This is a genomic window from Pseudonocardia sp. TRM90224, from assembly GCF_021245725.1.
GTDB lineage: Bacteria > Actinomycetota > Actinomycetes > Mycobacteriales > Pseudonocardiaceae > Pseudonocardia.
In genome coordinates this window covers 80,498-94,180 of sequence record NZ_JAJGSX010000022.1, presented here as the reverse complement: position 1 = coordinate 94,180, position 13,683 = coordinate 80,498, and the positions used below count along the sequence as shown (strand labels likewise).

Genomic DNA, 13,683 nt, shown 5'->3' with positions numbered 1-13,683 from the left:
AACTCATCGGTGTGGGAGCAAGAGCGGCAGCTCGAACCGCGGGAAGTGCTCGGTGCCGAGGAACGACATGACCTCGACGATGCCCTCGCCGTCGATCGCGAGCAGGTCGACCGAGATCGCGACCCACCCGCCGTCCTGCCACGCGTACGTCCCGAAGGCCGCCTGTCCATTGGCGCGCACCGGCACGAACCGCCAGCGCAGGTCCAGCGCACCGCTCTGCAGGAAATCCTTGATGCCCGCATGCCCCGCGTACCACGCCGGCAGCGGCGGCATCGCGTAGCGGGCGTCGGAGCTGAGCTGCGCGATGATCGCGTCGACGTCGCCGCGCTCCCACGCGGCCGCGTAGCGCGCAGCCAGCTCCTGGGCCTCGACGTCGTCCGCGCCGCGCTCGGGGCGCCCGGCGGCCACCGTCGCCCGCGCACGCTGCAGCGCGCTGTTCGCCGCAGCGACCGACACTTCGAGCACGTCGGCGGTCTCCCGCGCCGACATCCCCAGCACGTCACGCAGCACCAGCGCCGCACGCTGGCGACCGGGCAGCCACTGCAGGGCCGCGACGAACGCCAGCCGCACGGCCTCGTGGGTCTCGTAGCGCGCCTCCGGGCCGGGCGGCGTCGCGGGCAGCCAGGCATCCGGGTACGGCTCGAGCCACGCGACCTCGGCGAGCGGCGCGCCGGGCGTGAGATCCATCGGCAGCTCGCGGCGCCGGCGGACCTCGATCATGCTCAGGCACCGGTTGGTGGCGATGCGGTAGAGCCACGCCCGCAGCTGGCCCCGCTCCTCGTACTGCTCGAAGCCGCGCCACGCCCGCACGAGCGTCTCCTGCATGGCGTCCTCGGCGTCCTGGACGGAGCCGAGCATGCGGTAGCAGTGCAGCTGCAGCTCCCGCCGCAGCGGCTCCACGAGATCGTCGAAGCGTCGCTCGCCCACGTGAACCATCATGCCGCTCAGCGCCGACAACCACGCCACCCTCGATGACACGAGCAATGAAAGCAATCTCTGGCGTTTTTGATAACGAAACTTGAATGACTGGACAACGGGTTATCAGAGGATTACTCTCCGGCATTGCCCATGTACGGCGCCATGGCGCCACCACTCCCGCTTCGAAAGCGGTGAATACCCAGTGATTCCCTTTCGTAGGTCCTACGAGTCTGCGCCCGAGAACGAATCAGGAACAATCGCAGAAAGAATCGTTTTGCGTACCGAAACGGGTGTTGCAAGGTGAAAGACCTCGGCGAGCTTTTCACCGCCCAGGTCGGCAGCCGGCCCGACGCGATCGCCGTCGAATCCCCGACCTGCTCGCTGACCTACCGCGAGCTGCACGACCGCGCCGCCGCGGTCGCCGCGGGCCTCGCCGGGCTCGGGGTCCGCCGCGAGACGCTCGTGGGCACCTCGTTCGAACGCTCGGCCGACGCCGTGGTCGCGATGCTCGGGGTGGTGCTCGCCGGTGGCGCGTACGTCCCGCTCAACCCCGCGTTCCCAGGTGCACGTCTCGCCGAGCTGATCGACGACAGCGGGGTGGCGATCGTGCTGTGCGACGGCGCCGGGGCCGACGTCATCCGGGTCGTGGCACCGCCCTCGACGCTCGTGTGCGCGCTCGACGACGTCGCGACCACACCGGCCGTCACGCTGACTCCTGCCGCCGTGTGGCCGTCGCCGCTCGCGTACGTCATGTACACGTCCGGCAGCACGGGCGGACCCCGCGGAGTGCTCGTCGAACACCGCGGCGTCATCAGGCTGGCCGCCGACCCCGAGTACGTCGAGATATTCTCCGACGACCGGATCCTGCAGATGTCGGCGCTGGAGTTCGACGCGTCCACGTGGGAGGTCTGGGCCGCGCTGCTGAACGGCGCACGCCTCTGCATCGTCGACACCGCGACGGCGCTCGTGCCGTGGCGGCTGCGCGAATGCATCACGCGGTACGGCGCGACCATGGCCTGGGTGACGTCGGCGCGGCTCAACCAGCTCGTCGACGAGGACCCCGGCATCTTCGCGCCGCCGCTGCGCGTGCTGCTGGCCGGCGGTGACGTCCTCTCGCCGAGGCACGTGCGGACCCTGCTGGCCGCCCGACCCGATCTCGAGCTCCACAACGGGTACGGCCCCACCGAGAACACGACGTTCACCACCACCCACCAGATCCGGATGGACTGCGCGGAGCCGATCCCGATCGGCCGCCCGATCCGCGGGACGAGCGTCCTCGTGCTCGACGAGCAGCGGCGGCCGGTTCCGGCGACGGTCATGGGCGAGCTGTACGTGGGCGGCGACGGCGTCGCGCGCGGCTACCTGAACCGCGAGGAGCTGACCCGCGAACGGTTCGTGGTGCTCGGCGGCGAACGGTTCTACCGCACCGGTGACCTCGTCCACGAGAGCGCCGACGGCGTGCTCCACTTCCACGGCCGGGCCGACGGCCAGGTGAAGATCCGCGGCCACCGGGTCGAGCTCGGCGAGGTGACCGCCGTGCTGCGCGCGGTGCCGGGGGTCTCCGACTGCCACGTCCGCGCGACCGGAGCCGCAGGGCTGAAGCGGCTGACGGCCTACGTGGCCGGCACCGATCAGTCCGCGGCGCAGGTGCGCGCGGTGCTCGCGGCCCGGGTGCCCCGCCACCTCGTCCCCGACCAGATCGTGATGGTGCCCGGGCTCCCGCTGAACGCCAACGGCAAGGTCGACCTCGCCGCGCTGCAGCTCCCGAACGGCACGGGTGGAGGCAACGGCAGCGAGCGGCCCCCGCAGCAGCGCGAGCTGGCGCAGCTGTGGGCGGACGTACTCCACATCGACGCCGACACGATCGACCCCGAGGAGTCGTTCTTCGAAGCCGGCGGCGACTCGCTCAGCCTCGGCGCACTGGTCGGGCGGGTCAACCACGGCCTGCGCAAGTCGCTGACGTTCGCCGGCGCGTTCGCGTCACCGACGCTCGCCGCGATGAGCCTTGCGGTGGCGGCAGCGGCACCCTTCGCCGCTGCGCGGATCCCGCGGGTGCCGGACGGAACGCCGGTGGACCTGCATCCGCAGCAGGTCTGCATGTACGCGTTGTGGCAGGTCGATCCACGGTCGCTCGCCTACAACGTGCCAGCCGTCGTGACGGTGCGCGGTCCGCTCGACCCGGCCCGCCTGCGTGCCGCGTTCGCCGAGCTCGTAGCGCGCCACGACGCGTTGCGGATGCGGTTCCTGCTGACCGACGCCGGTGTGCGCCAGCTCGCCGAACCGGTCACGGCGGAGCTGGGTCTCGGGTCCGCCGCCGATGCCGCCGCATTCGTGCGCCCGTTCGCGCTCGACCGTCCGCCGCTGATCCGCGGGCTGCTCGTGGCCGACCGACCAGGGCTGCACCACCTCCACCTCGACGCGCACCACATCGTCGTCGACGGGATCTCGCTCCGCGTGCTGGTCGACGAGTTGTTCCAGCTCTACGGCGGCGCCGACCTCGGGCCGCCGGCCGTCAGCTACTCCTCCGCTGCGCAGTGGAGCCACAACGCGCAACCGGACCGGGCGTCCGAGGCGTACTGGCTCTCCGAGCTGGCCGGCGCTCCCAGCGGCATCGACCTGCTTACCGACCGCCCGCGCGGCGTGCACCGGGCCGTGCGCGGTGCCGTGGCCCATCGATCGCTGTGCGCCGACCGCACGCGGGAGCTCGACGCGCTCACCGGCGGCCTCGGCACCACTCCGTTCGCCGTGCTGCTCGCCGCCTACGTCGGCACCCTGGCCCGCGCCGGCGGGCAGCACGACATCGTCGTCGGGACGCCCATGAACGGGCGTGGCCGACCCGAGCTGGAATCGGTGGTCGGCATGTTCGTCTCCACGGTGTGCCTACGCGCCCGCATCGGGGCCACCACGACGCTGCGTGGGCTGGCCGCTCAGCTCGCCGCGAAGCAGATCGACGCGATGACCCACCAGTGCTACCCGTTCGACCGGTTGGTCCACCGGCTCGGTGGGCCGCGGGACCGTTCGCGCAACCCGGTGTTCGACACGTTCTTCGCCTACCAGCGCCTCGGGTTCGCCGAGATCACACCTGCTGGTCTCGACGTCTCCGTCGAGCTGCGCAACCCGGGAACGACCAGGTTCGACCTGAACCTGCAGGTCTTCCGCCGGCCAGACGGGCTGGCCATGCAGCTGGAGTACGCCAGCGAGCTCTACGCGCCGGATTCCGCTGATCACCTGCTCGACCGGTTCGTCACGACGCTGACAGAGCTGACCGAGCGGCCCGACGACCCGGTGCTCGGACGCACCGCCGACGCACCGGTGGTGTCCGTCGCGGACTTCAGGTTCTAGCGGTATGTCCACCATCTTCGAGCGACAGCGGACCCTGCAGGCCGACCCGGAGGACGCGCGGTTCTGGCAGGCGGCGGTGGCGCGGTCCCCCGAACCCATGGTCCTCGTGCGCGACCTGCCCGGCCGATCGGCGGAAGCCCCGGCGGCGCTCATGTCAGGCGCGCGGTGCCGGCTCGCGGATCCGGCCGTCGAGGGAGCCGGGGTCGTCACGAACGGCGAGCCGTCCTTGCTGCGCATCCTCCACGCCGCGGTCGCGGCGCTGGTGGTGGCCCGCGCGACCGGGCAGGTCGTGGTGACGGTGGTGGTGCCGGCTCCGGAGGGCGCCGCGGTGGTCGCCATGCCGCTCACGGTGGAGGTCACCGGCACGTTCCGGGAGCTGCTCGCCGCCACCCGAGCCGCGTACCTCGCGGTGGCGCCGCACACCGGGGTGCCGCTCTGGACGCTCTACCAGCGTGCGAGGGTGCGCCCGACGGACGTCGCCGTCGGGGTGGCCGGGGTCGTGACCGCCGCTGACGCCGCCGAGCTCGGGTGCACCGTGCACATCGCGGTCGACGGCGCCGACGTGGTGGTGTCCTACCGGAGCGATATGTTCACCGCGGCCACAGCCGCGCGGCTCGCCACCGCGTACGCCGAAGCGTTCGACACGGTGCTCACCGACCCCGGCACCGACGTCACCCGGCTGCTCGCAGCGAGCGAGCGCGAGCGGTCGGAGATCGACGCCGTCAACTCGACCGGGCGCGCGTTCCCCGCCACGCGGCTGTTGCACTCGTACCTCGAGGAGCAGGCCGATCTGCACCCGGACCGGGTTGCCGTCACCCAGGACGGGACGACGTATGCCGAGCTCAACCGCGACGCCAACCGGCTGGCCAACCGGTTGCGGGAGCTCGGGGTCGGCCGCGGCGACGTCGTCGGGGTCTGCCTGCCCCGGTCGCGCGCAGAGCTGGTCGCCATCTACGGCGTGCTCAAGGCGGGCGGCTGCTACCTGCCGATCGACGCCACGCTCCCCCGCCGCCGGATCGAGTTCATGGTCGAGCACAGCGGCGCCCGGATGGTGATCGGCGACCGCACCGCCCGTGCCGTGGTCATCGGCCCGCGGATCATCGACGTCGACGATCCGGCGGTCCTCGCCGCGGACGCCGCCGATCCCGCGCCGGTCGGCACCGCGGACGATCTCGCGTACGTCATCTACACCTCGGGCTCCACCGGTGTCCCGAAGGGCGTGATGATCGAGCACCGGGCGATCGTCAACCGGTTGGCGTGGATGCAACGCGCTTTCCCGCTCACCCACGGAGACGTCGTGCTCCACAAGACACCGTTCACGTTCGACGTGTCGGTGTGGGAGATCTTCTGGTGGTCGCTGGCCGGAGCGGCGGTGGCGACGCTGCCCTCCGGCGCGGAGCGCGATCCCCGGAGCATCGTGACGTGGATCGCCGAGCAGGGCGTCACCACGGTGCACTTCGTGCCGTCGATGCTGCAGGCCTTCCTCGGCTACCTCGACGCGGTCGAGGGGCGCGACGAGCTGGCCGGGCTCCGTACGGTGTTCGCCAGCGGCGAGGCGCTCGGCTCCGCCCAGGTCGCGCGGTTCCGCGAGCTGCTCGACCGTTCCCGGCTGGTGAACCTCTACGGCCCCACCGAGGCCGCAGTCGACGTCAGCTGGTTCGACACGGCTGAGGCCGACCTGCGCCGCGCGGTCCCGATCGGCCGCCCGATCGACAACACGGGGCTGTGGGTGCTGGGTGCTTCCGGCGCGGTCACGCCGATCGGCACACCGGGCGAGCTGTGCATCAGCGGCGCCGGGCTGGCCAGGGGCTACCTCTCCGCGCCGGAGCTGTCGGCGCAGCGGTTCGTCGAGCACCCCGAGCTGGGCCGGATCTACCGGACGGGTGACCTCGCCCGCTGGCGCGGCGACGGCTTGCTGGAGTTCCTCGGCCGGATCGACTCGCAGGTGAAGGTCCGCGGCTACCGGATCGAGCTCGGCGAGATCGAGCACGTCGCATCCCGGTTGACGGCGGTGGCGGAGTGCGCCGTCACGGTGGTCGGCGACGGCGGGAACAACGGCGGGGAGCGGGCGCTGTGCGCGTACGTCGTCCCCGGCGGCGGCTTCGACGCAGCGGCGTTCACAGCGGCCCTCGCCGAGGAGCTGCCGTCGTACATGGTCCCGCAGTGGGTGGTCGAGGTGGACGTGATCCCGACCGGCCACAACGGGAAGCGGGACCTGCGTGGGCTGCCCGCGCCCGGCCTGGCCGGCAGCGGGTACGTCGAGCCCCGCACCGACGTGGAGTGGGCGCTGGCCAGAACGTGGCAGGACGCGCTCGGGGTCGAGCGGGTCGGCGTGCACGACAGCTTCTTCGCGCTGGGCGGCGACTCGATCCGGTTCATCGCGGTGCTGGCCGCGGCCCGCGCCGCCGGGCTCGACATGACCTTCCAGCAGCTGTTCGCCAACCCGACGATCGCGGAGCTGGCCGACGTCGTCACGCGGCAGGAGAGCGACACGGAGCCGCCCGCCAGGCCGGAGCCCTTCGTTCTGTTGTCCGATGAGGACAGAAGTCGGTTGCCGGCCGATGCCGTCGACGCGTACCCGATGTCGGCGTTGCAGGTCGGCTTGCTCTACGAGGCCGAACGTGCGGTGCCCCACTCCGGCATGTACCACGACGTGCTCGGCTACGACATCGACGGCTCGGTCGACGTCGAGACCTTCCGCTCGGCGGTTGCCGCGGTGACCGCCCAGCACCCGATCATGCGGACGTCGTTCCACCTCGGTGGCTTCACCGAGCCGGTCCAGGTGGTGCACCGGCAGGTGCCGTGCCCGCTGACCGTCCACGACCTGTCCGGATGCGCGCCCGCTGAGCAGGACGAACGGCTCCGGGCGTTCAGGACCGAGGAGCTTGCAGCGGGGTTCCGCGCAGGCGAGCCCGATCTCGTGCGCGTGCACCTGCACCTGCTCGGCCGGCGCGGCTACCGGTACACGCTGAGCTACCACGACGCCGCGCTCGACGGGTGGAGCGTCAACACCATCCACCGCGACGTCTTCGAGCACTACTTCGCCTTGCTGGACAGCCCGACCGAGCCGGCCCGGCCGACCGGGCAGCCCGCCGCCGCATACACCGACTTCCTGCGCGCCGAGCGCGCGGCCACCGCGTCGACGGAGCAGCGCGACTTCTGGCTCGGTGTGCTCGACCGGTTCGAGAACGCCCGCATTCCGCGGCTCGACGGCAGCGACGGATCCGGCGGGTCCGGCGTCATGATCCACGACGTGGCGGTCGACGGCACGCTCAGCGCTGCGTTGACGAGCACGGCCGCCGCACTGAACGTGCCGCTCAAGTCGGTGTTGCTCGCCGCACACGTCGCCGTGCTCGGTTTCGTCTGCGGCCGCGACGCGGTGCGCACCGGGTACGAGCACAGCGGCCGTCCCGAGGTACAGGGCGGCGAGCGGCTGGCGGGGCTGTTCCTCAACACCGTCCCGTTCGGTGTTGCGGTCCGCGGGACCTGGGCCGACCTGGCTCGTGACGTCTACCGGACCGAGACCGAGCTGCTGCCGTACCGGCGCTTCCCGATGGCGGAGATGAAACGAGCGGCCGGCACCCGCGAACCACTGTTCGAGTCGGTCTTCAACTTCACCCATTTCCACGTGCTGAAGCAGCTCTCCGCGCGCGACGGGTTCGGGATGGTGCGGTCCATCGTGAACGCGCAGACCGAGTTCCCGTTCCGCGCCGAGTTCGCCCAGGACGCGATCACCGATGCCGTCCAGCTCTCCTTGCACTACGACGCCGCCGCATTCGACGCCGAGCGGATCGCGCGGATCGGCGGGTACTACGCGAAGGCGTTGACGCTGCTCGGTCACCGCCCCCACCTCGACGTGCATGCAGGGACGCTGCTCGACGCCGCGGAGCTCGTGGAGATCACCGGCGCGTCCGGGGCGAGGCTCGACCTGCCGGCGGGGACGTTCGTCGACCGCTTCGCCGAGCAGGTCGCCGCCGTTCCCGACGAGGTGGCGCTCGTGCACCGCGAGCGCCGGCTCACCTACCGCGAGCTCGACGAGATCAGCGCCACCGTCGCCGGGCACCTGCGGGCCGACGGGGTCCGCGCCGGCAGCATGGTGGTGACCGTGCTCGACAGGGGTGTCGACTGGGCGGTCACGGTGCTCGCGCTCCTGAAGGTCGGTGCCGTGTACCTACCCCAGGAGCTGTCGACGCCGATGGCGCGGCTCGGCGCGGTCGTGCGGCGCAGCGGTAGCCGGCACGTCGTCGTCGCGGCGGCCGCGGCGGCCGCGGTCCGGACCGGGCTCGCGGGCGTCGAGGACGGGATGCCCGCTGTTGTGACCGTGGAGGCCACGAGCGGCGGTGGTGCGCTGCGTGACGCGGACCGCCCCGATCGCGACGACCCGGCGTACACGATCTTCACCTCGGGCTCGACCGGCGAGCCGAAGGGCGCGGTGATCCGCCACCTCGGGATGCTGAACCACCTGCTGGCCAAGCAGGTCGACCTGCAGCTCGGGGCGGGCGACCGGATCGCGCAGGTCGCCACGCAGTGCTTCGACATCTCGGTGTGGCAGCTGATCGCCGCCTGGCTGGTCGGCGGCCGGACCGTGATCGTCGACCACGAGGTGGCCGCCGAGCCGGGGGCGTTGGTGCGCACCCTCGCGAGCGAGGAGGTCACGGTGCTGGAGCTGGTGCCCGCCCACCTCGACGCCGTGCTCGCCGAGCTGGAGCGCCGCCCCGTTGCGCTGCCGGCGCTGCGCTGCGCGGTGGTGACGGGCGAGGCGCTGCCGCCCGACCTCACCGGACGGTGGTTCGCGAGGTTCTCGACGCCGCTGGTCAACGCGTACGGGCCGACCGAGGCGTCCGACGATGTGGCGCACCACGTGATGCGCGGGCCCGTCGACGGCGACCGCGTCCCGGTCGGCACGGCGGTGCTCAACACCGGGCTGCACGTCGTCGACGGCAGCGGCCGGCGCTGCCCGGTCGGCACGTACGGCGAGATCATCGTGACCGGGCCAGGTGTCGGCGCCGGGTACGTCAACGATCCGGCCCGGACCGCCGCCGCCTTCCAGCCGAACGTCCTCGACGACCGCTCGGCCACGATGTACCGCACCGGTGACATCGGCAGGTGGCTCCCGGGCGGCGTGCTGGACTGCGCGGGACGCGTTGATCACCAGGTGAAGGTCCGCGGCTTCCGGATCGAGCTCGCGGAGATCGAGGGCGCCGTGCGCAGGTTGCCGGGTGTCGACGCGGCGGCGGTGGTAGTGCAGCACGTCAACGGCAACAAGCTGCTGGCCGCGTTCCACACGGGCCGCGCCCGACTCACCGTCCGGGACCTCCGCGATGCGCTGGCCGCGACGTTGCCGGCCGCCATGCACCCCGATTCGGTGCGGCACCTCGACGCGTTCCCGCTCACCGCGAACGGCAAGGTCGACCGCGCCCGGCTGGCAGGGATGGTCGGCGGTCGGGTGCGCGACGAACCGGTCGAGCCAGCCGACGCGGACGAGCGGCTGATGCTGGCGACGTTCGCTTCGGCCATCGGCAAGTCGGTCGACGACATCGGTGTCACCGACAACTTCTTCGACGCCGGTGGGCACTCCGTCGCCGCGATGAAGGTGGCGGTCGCGCTCGGCGGCGGCGCCACCGTGCGCGACCTGCTCGCCCACCCGACCGCCCGCGGGCTCGTCCGGCACCTGCGCGACCGCGGCGGCTCCGCGCGCGACCTGCTGGTCGACCTGACCGCCGCGGCGGGGTCCGAGGGGCTCGACCCGACGTCCACGATCGTCTGCGTGCCCTACGCCGGTGGCAGTGCCGCGAGCTACCTCGACCTCGCACGGCACCTGCACCCGGCCGGGGCACGGGTGTTCGGTGTCGAGCTGCCGGGGCGGGTGGAGCACGATCCGCGGCCTGCCGTGCCGGCCGAGCAGCTCGGTGCCGAGCTGGCCGCGGAGATCGCCGCCCGAGCCGTCGGTCCCGTCGTGCTGCTCGGGCACTGCGCAGGCGCCGGGCCGGTGCTGACTGCCGGGCGGGTGCTGCACGAGCGGGGCGTCGGGGTCGCACGGCTCGTGATCGTGGCGAAGGTGCTCCGGTCGATCGACCCCCGCGAGCACACCAGTACCGAGGTGATGGCCATGAGCGAGGGCGAGATCCTGCGGTGGTTGGTGGCCAACACCGGGTTCGACCAGCTCGACGGGCTTGCCGAGGCCGACCGGTCCGATCTCGCGCGGGCCTTCCGCTACGACACGGCGGAAGCCAGCCACGCCTTCGCCGCGGCCCTTCGCAACCCGGAACCGGCCGTGCTCCCGATCACGGTCGTCTACGCCCTCGACGACCCGCTCGTCCGCGGCCACGAGCAGGCGGCCGGGCACTGGGCCCGGTTCGGCCGCCTCGACGTGCGGGTGGCACCCGATGGCGGTCACTACCTGAACGTCACGCGCCCGGAGTTCCTCGCGGCGTGCGTGCTCGGCGGCTGAGCCCACCGCCTATCGATCGCCGAGCAACTCCTTCACCACCTCGACGAACGCCGCCGTGCGTGCGTTGAACGACCGGGTGACCCAGGCCAGCGCGGTCCGCGAACGGGGCATCCCGGTGATCGGCACGTACGTCACGCCCGGGTACCGGTGGTACTTGTCGAACGACCGCACCGTCGGGTGGACGATCGAACGCACCGCCACGAGCGGGAGCAGCTCGCTGAACCGGTGGACCTCTCGGCGCGGGATGAGCCGCCCCGACGGCGTGCGCGGAGGGATGAACGCGTCCATCGTCTCCCGAGGCATCTGAGGCATGTCCGTGACGGTGAAGTCGGCGAGATCCTCCACGTCGATCTCGCCGCGCTGCAGGATCGGGTGGTCGACCGCCACCGCGAGCACCCGGTCCTCGTCGGTGAGCACCGGCCCGATGGTCAGGTCGGGCGCCGCGTTCGGCAGCCGCAGCACCAGCGCGTCGCCCTCGCCGGACCGCAGCCACTCCAGCTGGTCCTCCATCGCGATCTCCCGCACCGCGACCTGGCATCCCGGGTGCAGCGCCTCGAAGGCCCGGATGAGGTCGGCCAGGTGGGGCGCGGCATAGCTCGCCGGATCGAACATGCCCAGCTGGAACGTGCCGGCGACACCACGCGCCGCGTCCTGCGTCGAGCGCAGCGCCTGCACCACCGCGAGGTGCGCCGGCGCGAGCGATTTGTACAGGTGCTGGCCGAGCGGCGTGAGCACCACCTTCCGGCTGGTGCGCTCGAACAGCAGCCCGCCGAGGCGCGACTCCAACGCCCGCACCGACTGGCTCACCCGCGACGGTGTGAGGCCCACCTTTTCGGCGGCCCGGCCGAAATGCAGCGCCTCGGCGACGGCGAGGAACGTGCGGATCTCGCGCAGCTCGATCCCCTCGACCATGCAGCGACACTACACGCTGCGCAAAGAAATGCGTCCTTGTTCACCGCAACCCGGGTTCGCCACGATGGATCGGAGAAATTTCCGACACACCAGAATGAATGCCCGAGAAGGGGGAGCAACCGTGCCGTCACGGATTGCAGTTGTCTACTATTCGGCGACCGGCAATGTGCACACCACCGCCGAGGCGATCGCCGACGGCGCGGCGGCAGCAGGGGCGCAGGTCCGGCTGCTGCGCACCGCTGAGACCGCCCCCGCACACGCGCTCGACCGCAACGCCGCCTGGCGCGCTCATGCCGACGCCACCGCCGACGTCCCGATCGCCACGCCGGACGACCTCGTCTGGGCCGATGGGTTCGCCGTCGGCACCCCCACCCGCTACGGGAACATCGCGGCGCAGCTCAAGAGCTACATCGACACGACGGGCGGCATCTGGGAGGCGGGGCACCTCGCCGGCAAGCCGTTCACCGCCTTCACCAGCACCTCGGAGAGGCACGGCGGGCAGGAGTCGACGTTGCTCGCGCTTTACAACATCGCCTACCACTGGGGCTCGATCATCGTGCCGACCGGCTACGTCGACTACGACATCATCCACGCGGCGGGCGGCAACCCGTACGGGCTCAGCAGCGTCTCCGGTGAGGGCGAGCCGTCCAAGGAACTGCTGAACGCCGCCCGTTTCCAAGGCGGCCGGCTCGCGCACCTGGCAGCCGCTCTTGCCCCACTGCGCACGGCAGCCTGAACCCCACTCCGTCGGCTCCGACGGCATTGCCGAATCGCGTTTCCGCATTCGTGATGCCGTCGTTGTCGCGTGTTCTCGAGGAGCACACATGAGCACGACGACGTCCGCGCGGCCCACTTCCGCGGCCGCGTTGGTCGCCTTGTCGGCCAGCGCGTTCGTGATGGGCACGGCGGAGTTCGTGATCGCCGGGTTGCTGCCGTCCGTCGCGATCGACCTCGGTGTCTCGATCCCGGCGGCCGGGCTGCTGATCTCCGGGTACGCGCTGGCGATCGTGATCGGCGGGCCGATCTTCGTCGCCGCCGGTACCCGGACGCCCCGGCGGGCGCTGCTGCTCACCGCCGCGGTGGTCTTCGTGATCGGCAACCTCGTCGCGGCGCTGGCGTCGAACTATCCCGCGCTGATGGTTGGACGGGTGCTCGGGGCCCTCGGGCAGGGCGCGTTCCTGCCGATCGCGTCGGTCGTCGCAGCCGAGCTGGTGGCCCCGGAGCGGCGGGCGCGAGCGATCGCGATCGTGTTCGCGGGCGGGACGACGGCCAACATCGTCGGCACCCCGCTCGGCACGCTGCTCGGCCAGCAGCTGGGGTGGCGCTCCACGTTCTGGGTGCTCGCCGCGCTGGCGGCGGTCAGCCTCGTGATCGTCAGCCGGGCGGTGCCGGCGCTGCCACCCCCACCGGTCGCGGCGACGCTGCGCGCGGAGCTGGCAGCCTTCGGCCGAGTGCAGGTGTGGTTGACCCTCGCCATCGGGCTCGCCGGGTTCGGCGGCCTCTTCGCGATGTTCACCTATGTGACGCCACTGCTCATTTCGGTCGCAGGCTTCCCGGACGCCGCGATCGCCCCACTGCTCGCGCTCTTCGGGGTCGGGCTGCTCGCCGGCAACGTGATCGGCGGCCGGCTCGGCTCTCGCGCGCAGCTCGGCAGCCTCGGCGGATCGCTTGCGGTGCTCGCGGCCGGGCTGGCCGTGCTCGCGGCCGGAGCCTCGAACCCGGTGGTGGCGGTCGTGGCGCTCGCAGTGGTGGGTGCGGCGGCGTTCGCCATCGTCGCGCCGTTCATGACCAGGCTCATCGACCAGGCGGCCGGTGCGCCCTCACTCGCCGCCGCCGCGGGCGGATCCGCCGTCAACCTCGGTGCGGCGCTCGGCGCCTACGCCGGCGGGTTGTCGATCACGTCGGGCCTCGGCTTCGCCGGCCCCTCCGCGGTCGGCGCGTGCGTCGCGGCGGCGGGGCTGGTCGTTGTCGCCGCCGCACGACGGCAGCACGCGCGGTGACCGACCTGCACCATGCCGCACCGCTGCGGTTCACTCCGCGACATCTGTCGGCCATCCGGT

General features: G+C 72.1%; 6 protein-coding genes. 4 read left to right on the top strand and 2 right to left on the bottom strand.

Going from position 1 to position 13,683, the window contains the following annotated elements:
* Positions 1 to 3: 3 nt before the first annotated feature.
* Positions 4 to 927: a sigma-70 family RNA polymerase sigma factor gene (locus LL648_RS26905; protein ID WP_232665525.1), complete on the bottom strand. Its 924-nt coding sequence runs from the start codon at positions 925 to 927 to the stop codon at positions 4 to 6.
* A 291-nt stretch (positions 928 to 1,218) separates the two neighbouring features.
* Between LL648_RS26905 and LL648_RS45395 the strand changes: the two genes are divergently transcribed.
* Together LL648_RS45395 and LL648_RS26895 are read left to right on the top strand one after the other, a co-directional pair.
* Entirely contained in the window at positions 1,219 to 4,260 is a 3,042-nt protein-coding gene (locus LL648_RS45395; RefSeq protein ID WP_232665524.1) for a non-ribosomal peptide synthetase, read from the top strand.
* 4 nt (positions 4,261 to 4,264) lie between these two features.
* A complete protein-coding gene (locus tag LL648_RS26895) occupies positions 4,265 to 10,711 on the top strand; it encodes a non-ribosomal peptide synthetase (protein WP_232665523.1) in 6,447 nt (2,148 codons plus the stop codon).
* Between the two features lie 9 nt (positions 10,712 to 10,720).
* Here the strand turns inward: LL648_RS26895 and LL648_RS26890 are convergent, their stop codons facing one another.
* Positions 10,721 to 11,623: a LysR family transcriptional regulator gene (locus LL648_RS26890; protein WP_232665522.1), complete on the bottom strand. Its 903-nt coding sequence runs from the start codon at positions 11,621 to 11,623 to the stop codon at positions 10,721 to 10,723.
* 121 nt (positions 11,624 to 11,744) lie between these two features.
* On the opposite strand from LL648_RS26890, the gene wrbA reads away from it, so the two are divergent.
* Complete coding sequence (gene wrbA / locus LL648_RS26885) at positions 11,745 to 12,359, top strand: NAD(P)H:quinone oxidoreductase (protein WP_232665521.1); 615 nt, start codon at positions 11,745 to 11,747, stop codon at positions 12,357 to 12,359.
* An 88-nt stretch (positions 12,360 to 12,447) separates the two neighbouring features.
* Complete coding sequence (locus LL648_RS26880) at positions 12,448 to 13,623, top strand: MFS transporter (protein ID WP_232665520.1); 1,176 nt, start codon at positions 12,448 to 12,450, stop codon at positions 13,621 to 13,623.
* The last annotated feature ends 60 nt before the right edge of the window (positions 13,624 to 13,683 follow it).